The 24389-nt window shown below is 65.2% G+C and carries 19 protein-coding genes; 7 read left to right on the top strand and 12 right to left on the bottom strand.

All coding sequences use genetic code 11. The features are described from left to right. The first annotated feature begins 259 nt into the window (after positions 1-259). Positions 260-1315 (top strand): LacI family DNA-binding transcriptional regulator, encoded by a 1056-nt coding sequence (locus V6584_RS03215; protein ID WP_340486184.1) that lies wholly within the window; start codon positions 260-262, stop codon positions 1313-1315. 79 nt (positions 1316-1394) lie between these two features. Here V6584_RS03215 and V6584_RS03210 read toward each other — a convergent pair whose 3' ends face one another. The 6 genes from V6584_RS03210 to V6584_RS03185 all read right to left on the bottom strand — a co-directional run bounded on the left by V6584_RS03210 (position 1395) and on the right by V6584_RS03185 (position 8429). Next, positions 1395-2087, bottom strand: a complete 693-nt coding sequence (locus V6584_RS03210; RefSeq protein ID WP_340486182.1) for a GDSL-type esterase/lipase family protein — start codon at positions 2085-2087, stop codon at positions 1395-1397. Between the two features lie 252 nt (positions 2088-2339). After that, a complete protein-coding gene (locus V6584_RS03205; RefSeq protein ID WP_340468994.1) occupies positions 2340-2861 on the bottom strand; it encodes an arginine repressor in 522 nt (173 codons plus the stop codon). 139 nt (positions 2862-3000) lie between these two features. After that, complete coding sequence (locus V6584_RS03200; protein ID WP_340468992.1) at positions 3001-3672, bottom strand: hypothetical protein; 672 nt, start codon at positions 3670-3672, stop codon at positions 3001-3003. A gap of 24 nt (positions 3673-3696) precedes the next feature. After that, complete coding sequence (pheT, locus tag V6584_RS03195) at positions 3697-6303, bottom strand: phenylalanine--tRNA ligase subunit beta (RefSeq protein ID WP_340468991.1); 2607 nt, start codon at positions 6301-6303, stop codon at positions 3697-3699. A gap of 7 nt (positions 6304-6310) precedes the next feature. Then, positions 6311-7375 (bottom strand): phenylalanine--tRNA ligase subunit alpha, encoded by a 1065-nt coding sequence (pheS, locus tag V6584_RS03190; RefSeq protein WP_340468990.1) that lies wholly within the window; start codon positions 7373-7375, stop codon positions 6311-6313. Between the two features lie 70 nt (positions 7376-7445). Beyond that, positions 7446-8429: a TrmH family RNA methyltransferase gene (locus V6584_RS03185; protein ID WP_340486180.1), complete on the bottom strand. Its 984-nt coding sequence runs from the start codon at positions 8427-8429 to the stop codon at positions 7446-7448. Between the two features lie 218 nt (positions 8430-8647). On the opposite strand from V6584_RS03185, the gene V6584_RS03180 reads away from it, so the two are divergent. Beyond that, a complete protein-coding gene (locus V6584_RS03180) occupies positions 8648-9268 on the top strand; it encodes a superoxide dismutase (protein ID WP_340468988.1) in 621 nt (206 codons plus the stop codon). 130 nt (positions 9269-9398) lie between these two features. Here the strand turns inward: V6584_RS03180 and V6584_RS03175 are convergent, their stop codons facing one another. From V6584_RS03175 to V6584_RS03165, 3 genes are all read right to left on the bottom strand, one after another. Continuing rightward, the gene (locus tag V6584_RS03175) at positions 9399-12077 is read right to left on the bottom strand and encodes an ATP-binding cassette domain-containing protein (RefSeq protein WP_340469718.1); all 2679 of its coding nucleotides are present in this window, start codon (positions 12075-12077) and stop codon (positions 9399-9401) included. Between the two features lie 40 nt (positions 12078-12117). Further along, on the bottom strand, positions 12118-12813 hold the full coding sequence (locus V6584_RS03170; RefSeq protein ID WP_340468987.1) for an ECF transporter S component: 696 nt from the start codon (positions 12811-12813) through the stop codon (positions 12118-12120). A gap of 307 nt (positions 12814-13120) precedes the next feature. Then, a complete protein-coding gene (locus V6584_RS03165; RefSeq protein WP_340468986.1) occupies positions 13121-14497 on the bottom strand; it encodes a dipeptidase in 1377 nt (458 codons plus the stop codon). Between the two features lie 88 nt (positions 14498-14585). Between V6584_RS03165 and V6584_RS03160 the strand changes: the two genes are divergently transcribed. From V6584_RS03160 to V6584_RS03140, 5 genes are all read left to right on the top strand, one after another. Next, positions 14586-15206: a DUF3043 domain-containing protein gene (locus V6584_RS03160; RefSeq protein WP_340468985.1), complete on the top strand. Its 621-nt coding sequence runs from the start codon at positions 14586-14588 to the stop codon at positions 15204-15206. A gap of 153 nt (positions 15207-15359) precedes the next feature. Further along, on the top strand, positions 15360-16913 hold the full coding sequence (locus tag V6584_RS03155; RefSeq protein ID WP_340468983.1) for an FAD-dependent oxidoreductase: 1554 nt from the start codon (positions 15360-15362) through the stop codon (positions 16911-16913). A 37-nt stretch (positions 16914-16950) separates the two neighbouring features. Next, positions 16951-17682: a DUF4191 domain-containing protein gene (locus V6584_RS03150; RefSeq protein ID WP_340468982.1), complete on the top strand. Its 732-nt coding sequence runs from the start codon at positions 16951-16953 to the stop codon at positions 17680-17682. A gap of 109 nt (positions 17683-17791) precedes the next feature. Beyond that, the gene (gene glnA / locus V6584_RS03145; RefSeq protein ID WP_340468981.1) at positions 17792-19228 is read left to right on the top strand and encodes a type I glutamate--ammonia ligase; all 1437 of its coding nucleotides are present in this window, start codon (positions 17792-17794) and stop codon (positions 19226-19228) included. A 206-nt stretch (positions 19229-19434) separates the two neighbouring features. Beyond that, positions 19435-20781: an MFS transporter gene (locus tag V6584_RS03140; protein WP_340468980.1), complete on the top strand. Its 1347-nt coding sequence runs from the start codon at positions 19435-19437 to the stop codon at positions 20779-20781. A 67-nt stretch (positions 20782-20848) separates the two neighbouring features. On the opposite strand, the gene V6584_RS03135 is transcribed toward V6584_RS03140, so the two are convergent. The 3 genes from V6584_RS03135 to V6584_RS03125 all read right to left on the bottom strand — a co-directional run bounded on the left by V6584_RS03135 (position 20849) and on the right by V6584_RS03125 (position 24335). Beyond that, on the bottom strand, positions 20849-21535 hold the full coding sequence (locus V6584_RS03135) for an ABC transporter ATP-binding protein (protein WP_340468979.1): 687 nt from the start codon (positions 21533-21535) through the stop codon (positions 20849-20851). Between the two features lie 7 nt (positions 21536-21542). Next, positions 21543-22919 carry an ABC transporter permease gene (locus tag V6584_RS03130; RefSeq protein WP_340468978.1) on the bottom strand — a complete coding sequence of 459 codons (1377 nt, stop codon included), beginning with the start codon at positions 22917-22919 and terminating at the stop codon, positions 21543-21545. A 228-nt stretch (positions 22920-23147) separates the two neighbouring features. Then, positions 23148-24335, bottom strand: a complete 1188-nt coding sequence (locus tag V6584_RS03125) for a P-loop NTPase (protein WP_340468977.1) — start codon at positions 24333-24335, stop codon at positions 23148-23150. Between the last annotated feature and the right edge of the window lie 54 nt (positions 24336-24389).

The following is a 24389-nucleotide window of genomic DNA, read 5'->3' as shown; positions in this document are numbered from 1 at the left end:
CGGCAATGTCGTGATTCAATCGGCGTTCCACAGGGTTACTGAAACGTATAAGTGAATGCACTTCGTATTATTGCACCGTTTTTTGATACGTGTCAAATCTTCTGTCCCTGCGTCTCCCGGACATCAACAGACAGGACAACGGCGAAAGCTAAGATATGTCCTATCCGCCCCGACAGCGGGGAGGGGCGGGACCAGTCCGGTCACGGGCATCGGGACGGCCGCATCCGCATCCCCGCGTTTGAGAGGCATCATGGTCACAATGAGGGACATAGCCGCGGCGGCCGGGGTATCACAGGCGACGGTCTCGTACGCCCTCCACGACAAACCAGTGGTCTCCACGACCACGGCACGGAAGGTCAAGGAGGTGGCCCGCAGGCTGAACTACTCTCCCAACATCACCGCCAGAAGCCTCAAATCCGGACGGAGCGGGGCCATCGGCCTGGTCCTGCAGGAACTCGACAAGCCCTACTCCTCCCACCTGGCCGACACCATATCCCGGTATGCCTTGGACAGGGGCGTGCAGACGATCATCCAGCAGACCCTCTACCGGCGCAAGAGCGAGACGTCCATACTCGAGCTGGTCACCAGTTCCATCTGCGATGGGGTGATTCTTGCCCCTAGCAAGCTGACCGAGGGGCAGATCAGAGACCAGCTCAACGGGAAACCCGCCGTCCTCCTCTCCCCCTCCACCAGGTCCACCATCTATGACAGCGTTTACACCCCCGGTTTCGAGGGGAGCTACCAGGCCACCTCATACCTCTTGGCGCACGGCTGCAACCGGCCCATATTCATGGGCAGGGGGTTCAGGGCCCGGACCGGTCAAAGGCAGACCTGTGATTCCGCCCTGCAGCGCGTGGCCGGTTTCGAAAGGGCCATGGCCGACAGGGGGATCGATCCCGACCCGGACTGCTTCATCGAGCTGGAGAAGTGGGAGACCCCCTTCGCCCGGCGGACCATCAGGGAGGTCATCGACCGTGGCCCTAGCTTCGACGGTGTGGTCTGCATGAACGATACGATTGCCCTCGGAGTCCTCAGGGGACTGCGCGACAGGGGGGTTGAAGTGCCTGGCCAGGTCAGTGTGATCGGTTTCGATGGCATCGGTGAGGGCGAATGCTCCGTGCCGGCCCTGAGCACCGTCACCCTGGATATCGAACAGTGCGCCCGGATGGCCGTCGACACCCTCCTGGAGAGGATAGGACGGGCCGGTCAGGGCAAGGGCCCGGAGGGCGGCCAGGACGGTCAACTCGGCAGGGAGGGAGGGCCGGCCCATCTGAAGGTGGACTGCAGGCTGACCATCAGGGAGTCCACCCGCTGACAGAGCCGGACGACCTCCACACCCGGCCGGCTCCGGTCGCCCTGCCCCAGCCGACAGCCGGCCAGGCTGGCCCTGCCGTTCAGTCGAGCGCAGCCAGATCGGCCAGGAGGCGCTTCGGCATTTTACCCACCACACAGGCGGCAAGCTTGCGATAGCCGATCTCACTGGGATGGAAGCCGTCCGACCCCCAGAAGTCCTCCCGGTCGGTGCCGACATCGTCATGGGTGGCATCTATATAGCAGACGCCGGCCTCTTGGCAGACCCTTTTGCTGACCTCGGTCTGCCTGTCGATCATGGTCTCCACCTGTGAGCGCAGGGCGCGGCCCAGGCGGCGGTTCCGGTAGAGCTGGCCGGAACTGAGGACCACCACCCTGTCGCCCTTTTCGCCGGCCAGGGTTACGGAGGCGGCGAGGTCATCCTCCCAGGAGGTCAGGGTCCGGCCTGCCATGATGTCATTGGAGCCGGCGCACAGGACCACCAGGTCGGCGTGGCGGGCGAAGGCCGGCAGCAGCCGGTACCGCACCCTGCGGATGGTCGCCCCCAGACGGCCATGGGTCTCCCACTGGACCGGACGTCCCACCGCCTCGGCCAGGTCCCGTGCGATGTCGGGGACCAGGCCCAGGGACTGGTCGTCCACACCGCAGCCCACAGCCATGGAGTCTCCGAAGACGGCCATGGACAAGGGTCTTGGGGTCACCGCCCCCGAGGGATCACGTGATGCAGGGGAGGGCAATTCCAGCCCGGAACGCTCGCCTGCCGGTTCACCCGCCAAGTGGAAATGGTGCTTGGCCCACCAGGCTTCCAAGACAACAGCCGGCCCCATGACGATCCGAACCCTCCCTGCCGGCGCGGAACGCCCCCGGCCATGGCCCGGAGCGGCGCCCATGCATCAATCGTTTTACAGTCTGCATTGTAATGGCCCCGGAGACAAGGTGGACACCCTCCGGATCACCCTGCAGGAACAGCGGGAACCGTCACGGTCCCCGGCGCGTGGCGCCGTGCGACCCCTCGCCCCCTGGGCGTGTCACTCATCGCCAGAGGTCATGCCGATAAGCCAGTGGGCCCTCTCCTGGGCCACTGAGGCATCGGAGGTGATGACCAGGACGGTGTCGTCACCCGCGATAGTCCCCAGAACGCCGTCAAGGGACTGTCTGTCGAGGGCGCTTGCCGCATACTGGGCCGCCCCTGCCGGGGTCCGCATGACAAGGAGGTTGCCCGTGGTCACCACGGAGGTTATCAGGCCTGAGAGGATTTTGGACAGGTACTGCTCGGTCTTGCTCTCTTCGCCGGCCTCCCCCCCGATCACCGTGGCGGCCTCAAGGACCGTCTGGTCGCTGGAGTCAGGTATCCAATAGGCCAGGGTGCCATCCGGGTAACGCATCTTGATGGCATGGAGGTCATCCAGGTCCCGGCTCAGCGTGGCCTGCGTCACCTCGATCCCCTGATCGCGCAGTATTTCCGACAGCTGCTGCTGGGAACCCACCCTCGTCTGCAGCAGCGCCTGACGGATGGCATCCAGGCGGGCTATCTTGGTGGCCGGTCTCACGGGCTCCACCCCTTTCCCTCGGATGCTTGCCGATATTGATTACAGCAATTGTATATGTATACAGGACGCCTGTCGGTTCCACCTGCCCCGCCGGACCGGAAATCCACGCAGGCCCTGCCTGCAGAAAGGGCGGGGTGCCTCAGGCCGACACCCCGTCGCCCCCCACGTTCGGCAGGTTCATGTCCCCGAACATGGCAGGGGTGTTGCCCGTGAACACCATCCACAGGAGGAAGAGGGTCCACAGGACGTTGATGACCACCGCCGCCACCGCCACCCCCGTCCCCTTCATGTGCAGGACGTGGATCCGATAGATGGAGATGGCCCCGAGCACTGCAGGGATCAGCGGAACCGGGATGATGATCGCCATGAAGAGGGAGACGAAGGCGAAGGGATCGTAGTGCCCATAGAAGGGGTTCTTCGAGGGGTCGGCCAGGTCGGCCTCGTTCAGAGGCGGCTGCCAGCCCTGCCCGCTGCCGGCCGGGCCTCCTCCCTGACCGGCAGGTGACGGCCCCGGACCCGGACGTCCCCCACCCTGTCGGATCTGCCCTGGACCGTTTGCCTGCGGGGCATCACCGCCCCGTGCCGGGCTGAAGAAGGGGTTTGGTCTTCCCGCCTGGGAAGCCGTCTCCCCCTTCTGACGGTTCGCTCCCCCGTCATCGTCCGGCCGCCCGAACACATAGGGGTCCCATCCCGGATACTGGCTGGCCCTGGCCCCGTACTCAGGCTCCACCCTCTGCCCGTAGGCGGGTTCATCACCGCCGGTACGGCCGCCCTGCCCGGCCTGTGAAACCTCATCGTGATGATCGGTCATGCTTCCCCTGTCCTGTGTGTGGGTTCAGGCGCGCAGTTGCGCACCCAATCGGGAGGTCCTTTCGACGATGGCCTCGCGGAGGGCCTCGGCATCCTCCGAGGTCAGGGTCCTGTCGGGAGCCCGGAAGGTGACCGCGAATGCCAGCGACTTGGCATGCTCGCCTATCTGGTCCCCGGTGAACACGTCGAAAAGACGAATCGACTCAAGGTTAGACCCAGCCGCTTCTCTGATGGCGGAAGCAAGACGGCCCGCGCTGACCGTGTCGGGAACGGTGAAGGCAAGGTCCTGCCTGACCGGCGGGAAGGTGGAGATGGGCTTGGCCTGCAGGGGGGTGTAGTCCAGACGGTCGAAGACCGCATCCAGATCCACCTCGAAGGCGGCTGAATGAGCAGGCAGGTCCAGGGCCTCGTTCACATGGGGGTGCAGTTCACCCACACTTCCGACGACGGTCCCGTCAGTCAGGATAAGACGGGCGAAACGGCCTGGATGCCACTGGTCGGGGGCCTCCCGGGGGTCTGGCTGATCCAGCTCATACTCGCAGGAGAGCCTGTCGAGGACCCGTCGGGCGGATTCCACGGCATCGGTCCAGTCCACGGGCCGGCTGTCATTGAGCCAGCCGTCATCCTGGGCCAGGCCGGTCAGGAGGCCGGCCACATGGAGCTTCTGCGCGGGCAGGCCTGCGTCCAGCTGCCTGAGCTGGTCCTCATCCGGCTTCACCCCGCCGGGCAGGGCGGGAACGGGCGGGGCCTTGGGGTCACGCTCGAAGACGTAGCCTATCTCGTAGAGACGCACGTCCCTGTTGCCCCTGCGGATGTTGCGTTCGACCGTGTTGGCCAGGGGCAGGAGGAGGGACCTGCGCAGGTAGGGACGGTCGGCCGCCATGGGGTTGGCCAGTTCCACGCTGACCGGCTCCACATCGTCAGGGTCGTAGCCGAAGGCCTTGAAGTCCTGCTCCCCGACGAAGGGGTAGTCAAGGACCTCGGTCAGCCCATATTCGGCCAGGGTGTCAGCCACCCACCTCCTGCGCGTCTGACGGTCGGTCAGACCCACCCTGCCGCTGACCTGGGCGGCGGGTATGTTGACGGGGATCTCGTCATAACCAACCAGACGGGCCACCTCTTCGACAAGGTCACAGGGCTCGCCCAGGTCAGGTCTCCAGGAGGGGGGCGTGACCGTCATAAGGTCACCCTCACCCGGCGACACCTGGCAGCCGATGTCCTCGAGGATGGAGACGATCCTTTCACGGTCGAGATCCAGGTCGGTCAACCTGGCAACCTCGCCCGCCCTGAAAGCGATCGGGGTCATGGGCCTGGTCCTGTCATGGTCGAGCGGGGCGCCGACGGGGGTCGCATGACCATGTTCGGACAGGAGGTCCGCCGCCATCAGGGCGGCCGCAGGCTGCATCTGCGGGTCCACACCGCGCTCGAAACGCTTTGAGGCCTCGGAGGGGAGCTTGTGCCGGCGGGCCGACCTGGCGATGGTGACCGGGTCGAAGTGGGCCGACTCTATCAGGATGTTCCTGGTCTCGGCGGTCACCTCCCCATAAAGGCCACCCATCACCCCGGCCAGGCCGAGTATGCGGGATCCCTCCCTGCCATCCGGGGAATCCGTGATAAGGAGGTCCTCCCTGTCCAACTCACGGTCCTTGCCGTCCAGGGTCGTCAGGTGCTCCCCCTGGCGGGCCCGGCGGACCACGATGGGGCCCGCCAGCTTGTCCAGGTCGTAGGCGTGCAGGGGCTGGCCCAGGTCCAGCATGACGTAATTGGTCACATCGACCGGCAGGGAGATGGAACGCATACCCGCCCTGGTCAACCTCCGCCTCATCCAGTTGGGGGTTGCCGAGGAGGGATCGAAGTCGGTCAGCGCACGTAGGTAGTAGCGGTCACAACCGACCATCCCGTGGATGGGGTTGTCATCCTCCACCTTGACCTGGATGGGGGGCTGCCCCTGGTCGGGACCGGTGCCGGGCAGACGCCGGTCGAGTTCCGAAACGGGGTCGGTGTATGCGGCCCCCGTGGAATGATGGAACTCCCTGGCCACCCCGCGGTATGAGAAGGCGTAGCCCCTGTCCGGGGTGATGTTGATCTCCAGCACGGGATTGTCCATGTGCAGAAGGGAGATGGCATCGTCACCGGGCTTGATGGCCTCGTACTCCTCAGGAGTGAACCCGTACCGGCGCAGGAGGATGATGCCGTTGTGGTCTCCACCCAGGCCCAACTCCCTTTCCGAGGCGCACATACCGTCAGAGACATGGCCGTAGGTCTTCCTGGGCTCGATGCGGAAGTCGCCGGGAAGGACGGCCCCGGGCAGGGTGACGACCACCTTTTCGCCGGCCGCCATGTTTGGGGCCCCGCAGATGATGCCTCGTGGGACCTTCCTGCCCTGGTCGTCAAGGGCGTTGTACCGCTCTCCGACGTCGACGTGGCACCAGTTGATGACCTTGCCGTTCTTCTGGGGTTCGGGGGTGGCATCGACCACGTAGCCGACCACTATGGGGCCGGTGACCGTGGAACGGTGGATCTCCTCCTCTTCCAGCCCGACCCTGACCAGGTCCTTGGCCAGCTGGGGGTAAGTCAGGTCAGCAGGGACCTCGACATGTTCCTTGAGCCAATCGATATCTACCATAGGCATGGCCGGATCACTCCCCCATCTCGAACTGCTGGCTGAAACGCACGTCCCCCTCCACCAGGTCGTGCATGTCGTTGATGTCATGGCGCAGGAGGAGGGTGCGCTCCATGCCCACGCCGAAGGCGAAGCCCGAATAAGCGTCGGGATCAATGCCGGCCGACCTCAGGACGTTGGGGTTGACCATGCCGCAGCCGCCCCACTCTATCCAGCCCGGCCCGCCCTTCTTGTCGGGGAACCAGAGGTCCATCTCGGCGCTGGGCTCGGTGAAGGGGAAGTATGAGGGGCGCAGTCTGGTCCTGGCCTCGGGGCCGAACATGGCAACGGCCAGCTTGTCCAAGGTCCCCTTAAGGTCGGCCATGGTCAGGTGCCTGTCCACGGCTATCCCCTCGCACTGGTGGAAGACGGGGGTGTGCGTGGCGTCAAGCTCGTCTGTACGGAAGACCCTGCCGGTGCAGGCCACGTAGAGCGGCACCCCCCTGGTGATCAGGGACCGGGCCTGGTCGGGCGAGGTGTGGGTGCGCATGACCATGTTGGAACCGATGAAGCCGGCGGCGTCCCTGGCCTGGTTTCCCTTGACGTAGAAGGTGTCCTGCATCTGGCGGGCCGGGTGGTCGGGACCGAAGTTGAGGGCATCGAAGTTGTACCACTCGGCCTCCAGTTCAGGACCCTGGGCTATCTGCCAGCCCATGGAGACGAAGAAGTCCTCGACATCCTCCATCAGCTTGGATAGAGGGTGGCGGGCGCCCTGGGGACGGCGGTCGACGGGGAGGGTCATGTCGACCCGTTCGGACGCCAGCTGCCTGGCCTCCTCCTCCGCACGCAGCTGGCCCTCTTTGAGGCCATACGCCCGGCCGAAGTCGGCCTTGAGCCTGCCCATGAGCTGACCTGCCGTCTTCTTCTGGTCGGCAGGCAGCGACCCGATGGCCTTGCTGGCCATGGCCATGGTGGAATCGCCGCCCGCATACCGTGTCTTGACGGCCTTCAGCTCCTCCAGATCGGAGGCCTCCCGGATCTTCCCGATACCCTCGTTGACCTCGTCGGTCACCGCCGAGGGGTCGAACACTGCATCTGCCACCTTCAGACCTTTCCACCTTGTGCAGGCGCGAAACAGCGCCAGATAAGCCCTTTTACGCCTTCATATTCTTTCAATACGACTCGACATGGAAACCTCCCGACATGGCCATCGAATACAGGAGGACCGCGGCGCTGGTCGCCAGATTGAGAGACTCCGCCTTCCCATATATGGGTATGGAGACGATCCGGTCCGTTCGGGTCAGGATGTCGGCAGGCAGACCCCTTGCCTCATTGCCGAAGAGGACGGCCGTGGCCCGCCCCCCTGTCGACGGCCCTTCCAGGAAATCCGGAAGGGGTGTGGGGGGCCTGCCCTCAGTCCCGTATACATCGGCGGCGACCAGGTCGAAGCCCGAGGAACGGCACCAGGACATGAAGTCCTCGGTCCCCATGGACAGGACTGGAATGTGGAAGAGGGAACCGGCCGTGGATCTGACCACCTTGGGGTTGAAAGGGTCAACGCAGTCATCCACGAAGACGACGCAGCGGCACCCGGCGGCATCGGCCGTCCGAATGACCGTGCCCGCATTGCCTGGGTCCCTCACCTGCCAGAAGGCGGCCACTGGTCCGGCAGCTTGGGTCCAGCCGGAGCCTTCCGGGCCGGTCATGGCATCCGTCCGGCAGACGGCCAGAATCCCCTGAGAATCCTTGCTCATCGCTTTCATCACACGGTCGGTGACGTAATGGACGTAGATTCCCCCGACCTCCAGGGCCTGACGGACGATGGGGACCACCGTCCCGCCCAGGGTGGCCGGGAGGTCAGCCGCCCGCCGCGGTCCGCTGACGGCAGGGCCCGCAGATGGGGACGGGGGGACGCAGGAGGCGGCGGCTGAAGGTCCGGCAAGGCCCTCTTTCCCAGGTTCCGTTTGAGGATCGGCCACCGTCGCATAGATGTCAAGAACCGCATCCGGTCGGCAGGAGACCGCCTCCCTCACCCCCTGCGGACCCTCGACCAGGAAGCGCCCGTGCCTGATCCGGCTGCGGCGCTCCTTGAGATCGCCGACTCTGCGGATGCGCTCTGAATGTGGGTTGTCGATCGTTTCGTCATAGGCGGGCATGTGCCCACCATACATGCAGGCCGCCCCGCCCGGAAATGTGGCAGAATGCACAAATCCCGCGGCCTGACCCGCTTGGCGCGCCCACATGTGGCCGATAGACTGTAGGGACAGGCCAGACAGGCTTGAATGTCCGACAAACAGACGATCCGTCAACGTCCGACGGGTCCGCCGGCCAGATGATCGACGAGCCGGATTGATTTTGAAAAAAAGGAGACGACATGCCCGTATATACCTTGCCCGAGCTGCCTTACGACTATTCCGCCCTGGAGCCCTACGTGTCAGGAAAGATCATGGAGCTCCACCACGACAAGCACCATCAGGCTTATGTCAACGGCGCCAACCAGGCCCTGGAGCAGATCCAGGAGGCGGCGGAAACCGGAGACGTCTCAAAGTCCAACCTCCTTGAGAAGAACCTGGCCTTCAACCTGGCCGGCCACAAGAACCATTCCATCTTCTGGAAGAACATGGCCCCTGCCGACGGCCAGGAGCCCACGGGCGAGCTCAAGGCCGCCATAGAGGATCAGTTCGGCTCCTTCCAGGGATTCCAGAAGTACTTCGAGTCCATGTGCGCCGGCATACAGGGATCGGGCTGGGCCGTCCTGGCCTGGGACTCCCTGGGCGAACGACTGATCACCCTGCAGATGTACGACCATCAGGGCAACCTGCCGGTCACCATCTTCCCGCTGGTCCTCCTGGACCTCTGGGAGCACGCCTACTATCTGGAGTATCTGAACGACCGAGCCAGCTATGTGAAGGCCTGGTGGCACATCGTCAACTGGGAGGATGCCTCCAAGCGTTTCGACGAGGTGCGCAACCTGAACACCACCCTGGCCCGGTGACCCGCTGCCAGGAACCTCCCTTTTAAGGTTACAGGGCCCCTCACGGGATGTCTCCGTGAGGGGCCCTTTTCATGCCGCCCCTGTCCGTCGTTAGGCCGGCAGAGGGGCCTGGCCCCTCAGGCGACCGGCCTCAGTTGCCCAGGAAGGCGAAGGCCCCGGTCCACCAGGCGACCAGGAGGGATGCGACCGGGACGGCCAGGCAGAGGGCCAGGTAGACCCAGTCCCTGACGGCGAGGGTGGAGGTGCGGGCGTGGGTGCGCCTGACCGTACCCCCGAAGCCCCTGGCCTCCATGGCCGTGGCCAGGGTGGTCGACCGTCTGATCGAGAGGACCAGGAGGGCGAAGGCCTGCGGGAAGAAGGCCTTCGCCCGGCTCTCGTCACCCAGCCCCCGGCTCCGGCGGGAAGCGGTCAGGGCCCCCCAGTCGTCTTTGAGTACGCTGAAAAGCCTCATGCCGGCCAGGCCGCCGTATACGAACCGCTCGGGCAGGTGGAGGATCTGGGTGAAGGAGTCCGCCAGATCGGTGGAGTCCACACCCAGCATCGTGATCACCGCCGGGACGCCCACGGCCAGGACCCGCAGGGCGGTGGCCAGGGCCAGGGAGACCGAGCGCTCCGATATGTTGATCAGCCCCCACCGCCAGAGGGTGGCCCCACCGGACTTTCCATACAGGATGATCGCCAGGGCCGAGGTGGGAGCCCCGACCAGTATGGGCCAGGTCGATTTCAATATGCGGGTTGGTCTGAAACCGGCGGCCAGGAGGAGGATGACCTCCAGGACCAGGGCCGTGCAGGCCGAGACCCAGTCCAGGCTGAACATGAGCGGGATGGCGATGAGGAAGGCGCCGATGAGCCTGAAGGACGGGTTGATGGCGGCGACCAGGCGGGAGGGGCTGGCGGGCCTTTCAGGTTCCGCCCTCTCCCCCATGGGTTCCACCGGAACCGACCGGGCCAGGTGGCCCTGCCAACCCTGGATGGATCCCACATCCTCCCCAGGTTCGGGCCGCCGCAGGGCTCCGATCCGGTGCCCTGCCTGCACGGGACCACCAGGGTCGCCACCCCGGCGACCGGTTCCTCCTGGGACAAGCTCCACCACCCTGGCATCCAGGGCACGGACCAGATCGCGGTCATGGGTGACCAGGATGACGCAGACCCCGTCCGCCCGCAGCGAGTGGATGAGACCGGCCATGCTCATCCAGGTCAGACGATCCTGGCCGAAGGTTGGCTCGTCCAGTATGAGGACTTGCGGGGCCGCTGCCAGGGCGGCGGCCACGGTCAGCCGCCTCTTCTCACCTCCCGACAGGGTGTAGGGGTTCGCGTCGGCGTACCCGTCCAAACGGAAACGGGCCAGGAGGTCCCTGGCCTTGGCCTCGGCCGCCTCCCGCCCCATTCCCGTGCGCAAGGGGGCCAGCATGACCTCTTCCAGGACGGACCCCCTGGCGAATTGGTGCTCGGGATTCTGGAAGACATAGGAAATTCGTGAGGCAAGCTGACGGGAGGACCACCGGGTGGGGTCAGGATCCGTCGGGGGCCTGACCCCTCCTTCTGCCCCGCCTGGGCCAGCCATCAGTTCCGGCGAAGCGGTCACCTGGCCTTCGACCTCGGGCAGGAGACCGGCCAGGGTCATGGCCAGGGTGGACTTTCCCGCCCCGTTGGCACCGACCAGGGCGGTTATCTGACCGGTCCTGAAGCCCAGATCGATGCCATGCGCTATGGCCCTTCCCCCCCGTCCGACCGCCAGGTTCCCTGCGGAAAGGAGGGCCGGACCGGACCCCTCCCAGGCCGGGTAGCCAGGCTCGTCTTCCGTGTGAATGGGACCGACCTCGTCCCCGGGCCGGCGGTAGCGGGCCGGCACCCAGACCCCCAGGGCCGCCAGGTCCAGGGAGGTGTCGGTGAAGACCTCCTCCGGGGTCCCGTCGGCCACGACGACGGTGCGTCCATTCTGGCCACCGGCCTGTCCCCTGCCCAGCACCAGGACCCGGTCGATCATGTCCATCCAGGGCTCGGCGCGGTGTTCCACCAGGACCATGGTGGAACGGCGGTCACCCACCACCTGCCTGACGGCGGAGACGATCTGCCCCACCCCGTCGGGATCGAGGTTGGCAGTGGGCTCGTCCAGGAGGAGGACGCCTGGGCTCATGGCCAGGGCCCCGGCCAGGGCCAGCCTCTGGAGCTGGCCCCCGCTCAGATGGAGGGCGGACCGGTGCAGCTCCAGGTCGGACAGCCCCACGGCCTTCATGCACTCGTGCACTCGGGGCCAGATCCGGTCGGCGGACACTCCCATGTTCTCCATGCCGAAGGCAACGTTGTCGCCCACCCTCTGGAAGATCACCTGGGCGTCAGGATCCTGGAGGACAAGACCGACACGACCCCTGGCCCTGGCCGCCGGAACCCCGTCCACCAGAATGGCCCCGCGGGTCACCCCGCCGTCGGAATCCTCGACCTCGACACCGTCCGCCCGCGAGTCGTCAGCCATCCCTTCCGGGACCGGAGGACCTCCGGTGCGGGAAGCGGCCAGGTCGGAATCCCGGAGGGCGAAATCCCGGAGGGCGGAATCCCGGGCGGGAGAACCAGGCGGGGAAAAATCGCCGGGGGCCGGATTGCCGCCCGCGGCGTGGTCCGTGTATCCTTCCGCATCATCCCCCAGGAGGCCGGCCATCCCGCTGAGGATGGTCGACTTCCCGATGCCGGACGCCCCCAGGAGGAGGACCCTTTGACCGGGCGGGATGACAAGGTTCAGATCACTGACCGCATACTGCTCCCTGGAGGCATGACGGTAACCCCAGTGGCGGCACTCCAGGCGGGCCGCCATGGGGGCGTCCGCCGGAGGCGGGACTTGCTCGACCAAGGGCTCAGCCCCTCCTCCTGTTGATGTCCCGGCCGGATTCGAAACGTTCCAGGGCCCCCGTCCTGGCGATGGCCCGGTAAAGGTACCAGACCATGACCCCGGCGAAGAGCACGCCGGACAGGACCGTGGTCACCAGGTAGGTGATGCCGTAGGGGCCGACAAGGTTGATGGCCTGGAGGTGGGTGAAGAAGGAGAAGGCCCAGCAACCCAGGGCCGAGGCGGCACCCGACAGGCAGGTGGTCGCCAGATTCCACTTGCGGTATCTCAGGGCCAGGAAGACGACCTCGGCCAGGGCCCCCTGGACCAGACCTATGCCCAGGGTCTTCGCGGGCACCCACTGATTGCCCATGAGGGACTCCAGTATGGCGGCGACCAGTTCGCCGTAGAGGGCCGCACCCGGCTTGCGCACGATGACGATGGCCAGGGGGCCTGCGAAAAGCCAGAGCCCGTTGAGGAGGCCGGCCAGGCCAGGCAGAAGTCCGTTAATCACCGACCAGGGGACGGAGGTGACCAGGGCCGCGAGTTGGTAAATCAGGGCACAGGCCACACCGATCAGGGAGGCGACGGCTATGTCCACCACCCTCCAACGCAGGCGGGGACCTGATGCCACCTTCACGGGCACGGCCTTGCCGTCGGCCCCCTGGTCCTGTCTGTCAATCCGATTTTCGCCCTGAATACGGGCATCGTGATTATCCGTCATGATGTGCCTTTCAACGTGGCGCACCCCTGTGGTGCGCATCCATTCAAGGCACGGGAAGAGTGACATCCGTGCGCCGGCATTGCCCGGTATACGTTCGTCCGGTTGAGGCTGAGCCTCCTCTCAGCCACACGCCTTTACAGCATGCGGCCCCCGTGTCAATCTCAAGCATAGGGGGCAGGGCGGTCAAGACCGTCCGTGGCGTTTCCGCCGGGCCTGTCAGATGCCGGACCTGACTGGCTTGGGCCTGGGCAGGCCTGATGACCCGGGGTCCGGCGCCTGGAACCGGGCCGGCCGGTTTCGCCGCCCGCTACCTGCTCCCTGCCCCCAGCCTGTCCAGAAGGAGGACCTCGGCGACGATGTTGCGCTCCAGGCCGTACAGGGATATGGACTCGTTGGGGCTGTGGGCGTTGGACTGGGGGTCCTCGGGTCCGGTCACCAGGACCTGGGCCGAAGGGAAGAGCCGTTTGAGCTCGGGAATGAAGGGGATGGAGCCGCCCTCCCCCTTGTTGACCGGATCGGTGCCGAAGGCCTCCCGCATGGCATCCTGGGCATCACGGACGGCCAGGCTGTCCGGATCCATGGCCCAGCCGCGTCCATTCTCCCCGTACTCGAAGCTGACTTCGGCACCCAGGGGGGCGTGGGCGGCCAAGAAGTCGGCCAGGGCCTGCTGTGCCTGGGCAGGGTCCTGGGAGGGTGCCGTGCGCAGTGAGATCCTGAACCGGGCACGGTCCGCGACCACGTTGAAGGAACCCTCCACGGGATGGGCGTCGAAACCGATCACGCTGGCGGCCGGCTTGGTCCAGAGGCGGGAGGCCAGTGACCCGGTTCCCGCCAGCCGGTATGAGTCCACGGCTCCGGCATCGGCCCTGAACTGGCCGGGATCCAGGTCCCTCTGGAGCCCGCCCACCGGCTGGTCGGATTCGATGCCCGGGACCGCCAGTTCCCCGTTTCCGTCATACATGGAGGCTATCAGCATGGCGGCAAGGGTATTGGCGTCCAGGACGGGGCCACCGAACTGGCCTGAGTGGACCGGGTGCTCGAGGACCTTCACGGTCACATCCAGGTCGGTGTTCCCCCTGAGGGATGTGGTCAGACTGGGGATGTCCGACGACCAGTTGCCCGAGTCGGCCACGACGATGACATCGGACTCGAACTCCTCCCTGTGGGCCTCGATGAAGGGGATGAAGCTGGGGGACCCCATCTCCTCTTCTCCTTCGATGAAGACCTTTACGTTGACACCCAGGTCATCACCCAGCGCCTTCAAGGCCCCCGAATGGATGGCGATGCCGCCTCCGTCGTCAGCGGCCCCCCTGCCGTAGAGCCTGCCGTCGCGCTCGGTTCCGACGAAGGGGTCCGTCTCCCAGACGGCCGGGTCGGGAACGGGTTGGACGTCATGGTGGGCGTAGAGGAGGACCGTTGGGGCCTTGGCGTCCACCACACGGGAGCCGACGACCTCAAAGGCGCCTGGCGTCCCGTCCGGGTTGGTCGATTGGACCAGACGGGCATCGATTCCAACCAGGGAAAGCTGGTCGGCCACGAATCGTGCCGAACGCCGCATGTGCTCCCCGGTGATTCCCTGAGCTGAGACCGACTTCAGGGCTATTTTGTCCTTGAGCAGACCCAGGACCCTGGGCCAGTCCCCTCGGACCCTGGTCCTGATCTCGTCCGCGCCGATCCGTGCCATCGCTACCTCCCGGAAAGCCAAGGGACAGGCCCTTTTGCCCTGCCCATACCATACCTATAGAGTCTAGGCGTCACCGTAACCTGTTCGCATGACATGGAACCCGTTCAAGCGTAAGGATCAGAGCGCCCAAGATCAGTACTCCTCGGACTCCGGGCCGCAGACGGAGGGCAAGGGGCGTCCCACCCCAAAGCGCAAGGTGGCCGAGGCGCAGAACCTGCGCCCCCTGGTCCCCAAGGACCGCAAGGCCAGCAGGAAGGCGGCCAAGGCCCGCCGCAGGGCCAGGGAGGATGCCGAGTACGAGGCCATGAGGACGGGTGACATCTACCACATGCCAAAGTCGGAGCGTCTGCCCTGGCGCATCTACATCCGCGATTATGTGGATGCCCGATTCAACCTCCTGGAGCTGATCTTCCCCTTCATGATCGTCATGCTGGTGGTCATGTTCTCCGTGGTCGCGCTTCCGCCCTCCGTCGCCGTGAAGGTGACGACGGCGACGACCATCATCCTCTACGTCTACCTGATCGCGGCCATCATCGACATCTGGCTGGCCTGGCGCCGGCTGAGGGTCAAGCTGATCGACAAGTTCGGCGAACGCTCCGTGGCCAAGGGGATGAAGTCCGGCAGCTACATGTGGCAGCGGGCCATGACGGTGCGTCGCTGGCGCGTTCCCAAACCCCGCCACGACAAGCGTGGGCATTGGCCCGAGTGAGGTCCTGGCCCATCGGGCAGGACCGTACCGGTTCCAGGCCGGGATGGGACCCCCGTAGGGACAGTCCTCAATCACGCCGGTGCCCGGGGGCAGACCCCGGGCACCGGCGCTTTATTCTCTGCCAGCGTGAGACGGCGGGCTACGATTGATCCCATGGACCAAAAGCGTGAAGCCCCCGGCCTGGGGCGGCCATCAGGCACTTACGACGTGGCTATCATCGGCTCGGGACCCGGCGGCTATGCCACCGCCCTGCGTTCGGCGCAGCTTGGATTCCGTGTTGCCCTGATTGAGCAGGACCATGTGGTCGGCGGCACCTGCCTGAACAGGGGCTGCGTGCCCACCAAGGCCCTGTTGACGGCGACACATGCCATCGAAGAGGCCAGGCATGCCAGGGAGATGGGGGTCGGTCTGACTCCTGAACCCATCGACTACGACCGCCTGCACGCCTTCCAACAGGAGATGGTCGATGCCATGACAGGTGGCCTGGGCGACCTCCTGTCCCAGCGCAAGGTCGATGTCATCAGGGGGAGGGGGTCGCTGGCCGGACCCGGCAGGGTCGATGTGGCCCGGCCAGACGGGGAACCCTTCACCCTGGATGCCGACAATGTGGTCCTGGCCATGGGGGCATCCTCCAGGCCCCTGCCGGGCATACCCTTCGGCGGCCCCGTCATCGACTCGGACAGGGCCCTGTCCCTGCCCCGGTTCCCCGACCGGGCCGTGATCGTGGGATCCGGGGCAGTCGCCCTGGAATTCGCAAGCATGTGGAGGGCGGCCGGCAGCCAGGTGACCCTCCTGATCCGTCATGACAGGGTCCTGACCGGCTGGAGCCGCAGGTCCGGCCAGGTACTCACCCGCCAACTCAGACGGCGGGGAATCGACATCATCACCGGGGTCCAATGCACAGGCGTCGATATCAGCCAGGATGCCACCCCGGGCGTCAGCCCAGGTCAGGGCCATTCTGATGGGGATGCCACCGGCGAAGGGGGCATCACCGTGCACTATGCGCCCAACGGCCCGAAGGGCCCGGACCCGGGCCAGAGCGCGGAGGGCGAGGAGTCCGGCCTGATCCGGTCCGACCTCCTCCTGGCTGCGGTCGGAAGGCGGCCTAATACCGGGGCACCCTGGGTGGGATCCGCCGGCCTGGATCTGGATCGGGCCGGCTCCGTCGTCACTGACGCCCAGGGCAGGACCAACCTGGACCACGTCTGGGCGGTGGGAGACGTGACCCCCGGCCATCAGCTGGCCAACCGGGCCTTCCAACAGGGCATCACCGTGGCCGAGGCCATGGCCGGCATGGACCCCGAACCTGTGGATGACGCCACAGTCCCCCAGGTGGTCTTCTCGACCCCGCAAGCGGCCTCGGTCGGGTATGACCGGCAGGCCGCCCAGGAGGACGGGACCCTTACCGATGTGCAGGAGACCATCTACCCCATGATGGCCAACTCCCGGATGCGGATGAGCGGGCAGGAAGGGGCGCTCAGCCTGGTCACCGCCTGCCGGGCGGAGGACCTGGACACCAGGGTCATCGTCGGCGCGCAGATCATCTCACCTCAAGCCTCGGAAAACATAGCCGAAGTGGAGGAGCTGATCGGCAACAGGGTCCCCCTGCACCGGGCGGCCGGGCTGATCCACCCCCACCCTACCTTCAGTGAAACACTGGGAGAGGCTCTGCTGAAAGCCGACGGCCGCCCACTCCACATGCGCTAGACTGGTCAACCAGTGAACGATTCCAAGTGAGGATGGTATGGCACAGACAGACAAGAAGGACACCAAGACCAAGAAGACGAGCATGATTTCGACGGTCGTCCAGGTCTTCAGATTCACCTACAAGGAGGACAGGATCCTCCCCTGGCTGCTGGCGGCGGCCATCCTGGTGCCCACCCTTGTGGCCGTGGTCGTCTGCCTGGTCTTCAGGTTCGGCTGGCTCTCCTGGATTTTGACCGTGCTCCTGGGGATCATGCTGGGTCTGCTCATCGCCACGATCACCCTGACCCGCCGCTCCGACCGCGTGGGTTACCGGAAGATGGACGGGCGTCCTGGCGCTGCAGGGTCCGTCCTGAGCAACATCAGCAAGGCCGGTTTCAAATTCCCCCAAGACCCGGTCTGGATCGACGTCAAGACCAAGGATGCCATCTGGAGGGGTACCGGGAGGACCGGCGTCTACCTTGTGGGCGAGGGTGAATACAGCAGGGTCATGAAGGCCCTGGACAGGGAGGAGACCAAGATCCGCAGGATCACGCAGGGCTCCGCCATCCCCATCTACAAGATCAGTGTGGGTCATGGCCCCAAGCAGGTCCCCCTGAGCAAGCTGCAGAAGACCGTGGTCAGCAAGAAGGTCAAGCTGACCCCCATGGAGCTGGACCAGCTCAACGACCGCCTGGTGACCCTGCAGAAGCGCCAGAATTCGCTGGGGATGCCCAAGGGCATCGACCCCACGAAAATCCACGTGAGCCGCCGGGCCATGCGTGGCAAGTGACGCAGATCAGCCGGACGAAACAACCTCGTAACCTAACATGCCATCTGGCGAAAAAACGCCGCCCCTAGACTGAGTGACCGTAGACGGTTCTCTCGAAAGGAGCGGTTCAGTGCCAGAACTGAAATCTAAGGCCGATTGCGAAGCACTTATCAGCCAGGAGGGGGTGGAATTCGTATCCGTCCGCTTCACCGACCTGATCGGGGTGCAGCAGCACTTCACGGTCCCGGCCCGCGAATTCCTCTCTGACGCCTTCACGGACGGCATGGCCTTTGACGGATCCTCCGTCCAGGGTTTCCAAGCCATCAATGAGTCCGACATGAAGCTGATCCCGGATCCCGAGACCGCCTTCATCGACCCCTTCCGCAAGCACAAGACGCTGGATGTGTCCTTCTCCATCGTGGACCCACTGACCGATGAGCCCTATTCGCGCGACCCCCGTCAGATCGCCGCCAAGGCCGAGGCCTATCTGCGGTCGACCGGCATCGCCGACACCGCATCCTTCGCCCCTGAGGCGGAATTCTTCATCTTCGACAAGGTCCGCTTCGAGAACAGCATGCAGCGTTCCTTCTACGAGGTGGACTCCATCGAGGCCCCCTGGAACTCGGGCGCGGACGTCGAAGAGGACGGCACCCCCAACATAGGCTTCAAGAACAGGGTCAAGAAGGGCTACTTCCCGGTCCCCCCGGTCGACCACTACCAGGACCTGCGCGACGACATGGTCGCCAACCTGCAGAAGGTGGGCCTGATTTTGGAGCGCTCCCACCATGAGGTCGGCGGGGCCGGACAGCAGGAGATCAACTACCGTTACAACACCCTTTTGCACGCGGGCGACGACCTGATGAAATACAAGTACGTGGTCCACGAGACAGCCGCCCTGGCGGGCAAGGCGGCCACCTTCATGCCCAAGCCCATAGCAGGGGACAACGGGACCGGCATGCATTGCCACCAGTCCCTGTGGAAGGACGGCAAGCCCCTCTTCTACGACGAGCGCGGCTACGGCGGGCTGTCCGACATCGCCCGCTGGTACGTGGGCGGCCTGATCAACCACGCCTCGGCCGTCCTGGCCTTCACCAACCCCTCCACCAACTCCTACAAGCGCCTGGTCCCCGGCTATGAGGCCCCGGTCAACCTGGTCTACTCCGCCAGGAACAGGTCCGCCGCCATCCGCATCCCCCTGGCCGGCACCTCCCCCGCCGCCAAGCGGATCGAATTCCGGGCCCCGGACCCCTCCTGCAATCCATACCTTGCCTTCTCGGCCCAGCTGATGGCTGGTCTCGATGGAATACTCAACCACACCGAGCCCCCCGCCCCCATCGACAAGGACCTCTATGAGCTCCCGCCCGAGGAGCACGACCAGATACAGCAGGTCCCCGCCTCCCTGGAGGAGGCCCTGGACGCGCTGGAAGCGGACCACGACTTCCTGAGCGAGGGCGATGTCTTCACCAATGACCTGATCGACACCTGGCTGGACATCAAGCGCGATGAGCTGGCCCAGGCCCGTCTGGCCCCCACCCCATTGGAGTATGAGCTCTACTTCCACATCTGATCCGGGTGTGATGACCAGGCCCCGGCGGCAGACGCGATCCGTCCCCGCCAGGGCCTTCTTCGTCTCTGTCTCCGGCAGCTGGATCGGCCAGGTCCCAGGCCTTGATGGGTCACGGGTCCAGAGGTCGCGACACACCCGGTCCCTCCTGAATGGTGATATAGGACAGGAGACAATGGGAGGGGCCCGAGTGCTGATGGAGGTAGGCCATGCGTTGGCTGCGTGAGTTCATGAGCCTGCCGGACTACCTGCGGGCCATGCTGATCGTCGACCTGATGTGCAACTTCGGCATCGGCCTCGTCATGCCCATCGAGCTCCTCTTCGCCACACACTCCCTGGGTGCGACCATGAGCGAGGCAGCCCTCCTGGTCACGGTCAGCTCGGTCGGTTCGCTGATTTCCAACCCGATCATCGGCTGGGTGTCCGACCGGCGGTCATCCTGGCTGGCCATGCACACGGCCATGATCTTCTCGGTCGTGGGGCCCCTGGTGTTCACCCTGGCCCATGACTACCGCATGGGTGTGGTCGGAGCCTTCATCTCCGGGCTGGGAATGGGGATGGAGACATCCTGGTCCAGCATCCTGACGCAGATTTCGACCAGGGACCAACACAGGATCGTTTATGGAATCAACCAGGCGGAGCTGAACCTGGGCATCGGCCTGGGAGCGGCCGTGGGAGGCCTTTTGGCAGCAGGCGGCCAGGACTCCCTCTACCGTCTGGGCTTCGGCGGCCGCGCCCTCGGATTCGCCCTGCTCAGCCTCTCCCTCCTCGTCATCGAACGGCACTACGGCCTGCGCCGGCTGACCAACCGGTTGAGGGCCCAGGAGGAGCGGATTTCGGTATCGGCCCCGTCCACAGGCCGGAAGGAGGGACCTGCCGGCGGCCCGTCAGGGGCGGATGGCACCGGAGGGACCCGTGTCCATGCCGGACCTGCCGAACGGGGCCCCTATGGGGGGACCACCTCCTCACTGACCAGGATTCTGGCCACCATGGCCATCCTGATTTGCGGCACCTTCTTCATGGACCTGTTCGGCTACTCCCAGTTCGACGCAGGCCTGGTCACCACCCTTATATCCGACCCCCACATCCCCCGCTGGTCCCTCTCCGTCGTGGACGTGGTCAACACCTTCTCCGTGGTTATCATGAACATCATCCTCCTGCCCCGGCTCAAGGATGCGAATCATGTCCGCATACTGCGCACGGTCCCGGTCTTTTGGGCGGCCGCCTGGATCATCATCGTGCTGGGACTCAGGCTGGACACGACTGCGGGGGCCCTGGGTGTGGCATCCCTGGGAATCATGATCTTCGGTCTGGGCGAGGTCATGATGGGGATATCCCAGCCGGTCGTAGCCACGGAACTGGCTGGCCCCGCCTACAGCGGGCGGATGTTCGGCATGCTCAACACAGCCGCGTCACTGGGTTACATCGTCGGCCCCATGTTCGCCTCATACATCCTGGACGGGCACGAGACCATCCCCTTCCTGTCCATGTGCGCCATCGGCCTCATGGTCCTGAGCCTGCCCTGGTTCCTCCTCATCCCCTCCCACCGCCGGTAGGACCGGCGGCCGAAGGGTGGCGGGGAGCCGGGAAACGACAGGACCGACAGAGGAAAGACGGGTCCGTTCATCCCCTTGGCTGTGACGGGGCCTTGGCGGGCTTCAAGGCTCCCCGGTTGAGGTTCCACACCCGGTCGGCCCGCTTGGCCACGGTCGTGGAGTGGGTGACCACGATCACGCACTTGCCCTCTTTGTGGGCCAGGGAAACCAGGATGTCCATGATTCTGCCACGGGTCTCGCCATCCAGGTTCCCGGTCGGTTCATCGGCGATGATCGTGTCGGGATCGTGGGCCAGGGCCCGTGCTATCCCCACCCGTTGCTGCTCCCCTCCCGACAGGTTGGAGACCTGGCGACGGGCCGTCGTCTCGTCGATGCCCATCCGCTCGAGCAGGGCCAGGGCGGATTCGGTCTTCCGCCGGTCCTTGACCCCGCTGATCTGCATGGAAAGGACGATGTTCTCCACCGCGCTGGCCCGGTTCAGGAGGTTGTACCCCTGGAAGACCGTCCCGATCTGCCGGGCCCGGTAACGGTCCCTGTCCATTTCCGCCAGGTCCTCCCCCTTGAAGAGCACCCGCCCGCCCGTGGCCGTGTCCAGACCGGCAAGGAGGGAGAGGAGGGTGGTCTTGCCCGCTCCCGACCTTCCTGTTATGCAGGTCAACGCCCCCGAACGGAAGGCCGCGTCGACCCCTGCAAGGACCATTTTGCCCTGTCTGCTGTACCTGTAGGAGACGTTCTCCAAAGTGATGATGTCCATCTTCCCCTCACTTCCCTTCCGACAGGAGTTTCCTGGGCTGGCAACGGTTGACTGCGATCATTCCCACCATGCTGGACAGGAGGACCATACCCATGGAGACCCCCGATATCTGGGCCAGCGATGTCGCGTCCATGCCCAGATTGATCTTCGCGGGTTTCACGTCCGGTTCACTGGTGGGCTGGCCGGCTATCACGATGTTGGAGGGCGACACCCCCTCCCCCGCCTGGCCCTCCTGTGCGCTGTTCGCCTGCTGCCCCTCCAAGAGGGAGTCTGCCAGGGGCTGGGCCGCAGCCGTACCGACCCCAAGCCCGAGGACCAGGCAGAGGGCGACTATGGCCACGGTCTCGGTGATCATGCCTAGGGAAACCTTCCAGCCCTTCATGCCTATGGCACGCAATACGCCGATCTCATAGGCCCTGGAACGCATGGCCATCAGGCAGAGGAAGAGGAGGACCAGACCGCCGAGCACCAGGACCAGGGCCAGGAAGATGGTGGCCAGACGCCGCAGGCTTTCCACCGGCGCCACCACCTTCTTGTATGCCGCCTCGTCCGTGCTGACCTTGAAATCGTCCGGAAGCCCCTTGGCCTTCAGCTCCTTGCGGAAGGCGTCCAACTGGTCGGGGTTCTTCAAGTAGAACTCCGGCTCGAGATATCCCTGCCGGACGAAGGCAGGGAGCTTTCTGGCGGCCTGCTGGGACATGAGTATCTCGTTTCCCCGGTTGAGCATGGGGGTTTTGAACTGCTGCTGGGCCTTGCCGTTCATCGTGGAATCGGCGTAGATGCCCGAAATGCGCAGTCGGACGCCCGGGTCCCCATTGTCCAGACTGGTGAAGGTGATGGCGTCCCCCACCTTGAGGTGGTTGAGTTTGGCCAGCTGCTGGCTGATCAGGCAATCACGGTCGCCCGAATACTTGCGTCCATCCACTATCCGGCGCTTGCCGCTGGTGAATTCCTCGCTGATGGAGGGATCATCGTAGCCGACCAGGTTGGACTTGGGCATCGCCCCCATCCCCTCGGGACTCCCCGTGGAATGGCTTTCGTACTTTCCCTCCTCCTCCTCGTCAAGCATGGTCAGCCCCTTGACGTTTCCGGACATGTGCGCCGTGTAGACGGCCTTCTGCAGGAGTTCCGACCGGCCGAAATCCAGATACTGCGCCGTCGTGGGCTGCTTGGTGCTCCCGGGGGTGGCCTTGGCCAGGTCCGGCCCCAGGGTGACCTTGGAACCGAACTGACCGTGGTAACCATCGATGAGGGTTCCCGAGGCGTTCCTGATCAGCACGCCCGTGGTGCATATGGCGATGATGGACAGGGCCGTGGCGGCGAAAAGGAGGCTCCGCCCCCGGTACCTCCAGATGTTCTTCAGTGCATTGGTGATGATATACACAATCCAGGTCCCTTTCGATCGGATCCGCTGCTCGTATTCGACACGTTCCGACGTTATAGGAGGGAAAGCCTGAATTTGCTTTAAGCTGACTGGGGATTTGCTGGAAGGGCGTGTTTTCCTTGTCATACCAGGCGAAAATCGTCGCGACTCGCTCCGGTGATCCGTCCGGCATCTGAACAGGACCGGATGGACGAGACCGCACGGCAGCCCCCGCCCGGACCCTGGTGGTCAGGAGGGATCGGACATGAGCGTCCTGGCCAGATCCACGAACCTGTGCGACAGGCCGGAGTCATCCAGGGATCCATCGGGTGCCAGGACCACAGGTCGTCCGGACTCGCCGACCGTCCGCACCTCAGGCTGGAGGGGAAGCTGCTCCAGGAGGGGGACCGGGTAGCCGAGAGCCTCCGTCAGCTGGTCGGAGACCCGCTTCCCGCCGCCCTCCCCGAAGATGTGGAGGCGTTCCCCCCTGTGTTCATACCATGACATGTTCTCCACCACCCCCCGGACCCGGATGGGCAGCTGGAGGGCCACCAGGCCCGAACGAACGGCCACGTCCGAGGCCGAGGGCTGGGGGGTGGTGATGACGACAAGCTCGCTGTTGGGCAGGGCCTGGGCCACGGACAGGGCCATGTCGCCGGTCCCCGGCGCCAGGTCGAGCAGGAGGACATCCGGGTCCCCCCACCAGACGTCGGACAGGAACTGCTCCAGGGAACGTTGCAGACGAGGCCCCCTCCACAGGATGGCCCGGTCGGCCCCTGCGAACATTCCGATGGAAATCAGCTTGACCCCCCAGGCAGTGACCGGCATGAGCATCCCGTTCAGATTGGTGGGGTGGGTATCGACCCCGAAGAGCCCTGGAAGGGAGAAGCCGTAGATGTCGGCGTCGATGACCGCCGTGTCGTAGCCCAGGGCGGCCAGGGTGGCCGCCAGGTTGGCCGTGACCGAGGATTTGCCCACACCGCCCTTGCCGGAGGCTATGGCGAAGATGCGGGTCTTGACGCCAGGCTTGTTGAAGGGGTTGCTGCGCCGGGCTGCCTTGAGGTCGGCCACCAGGTTGTTGAGCTTCTCCTCGCTCATGGAGGTCACATCGATATGTGGGTTCAGCCTCGCCTTGGGATATGAGGAGACCACGCCGTTGATCTGGTTGGTGATGCTCTGGGAGAGGGGGCAGCCCTTGATGGTCAGCTCCACCCTGACGGTCACGTCGTAGTCGGCCTCGGCCGTGTCCCTGCGCGGCACCACCGTGATATCGGTGATCATGCCAAGGTCGGTTATGGAACGCCCCAGCTCGGGATCTATCACCTTGCTCAGGCGTTCAAAGACCTCACCCTTGATCCTGCGCGGGAAGTCATCCCAATCCGTCACACCGCCGGCCGGCGTCCCATCTTTTTCCGCTCTGTCCTGCTCTTGGCCCATGCCGCCCACCCTAACGCTTGGGGAAGTCCACGGCCAGGGCCCGTTTGGTCGGAT

The sequence above is a fragment of the Bifidobacterium favimelis genome (assembly GCF_037963085.1).
GTDB lineage: Bacteria > Actinomycetota > Actinomycetes > Actinomycetales > Bifidobacteriaceae > Bombiscardovia > Bombiscardovia favimelis.
This window is presented reverse-complemented; position numbering and strand designations above follow the sequence as displayed.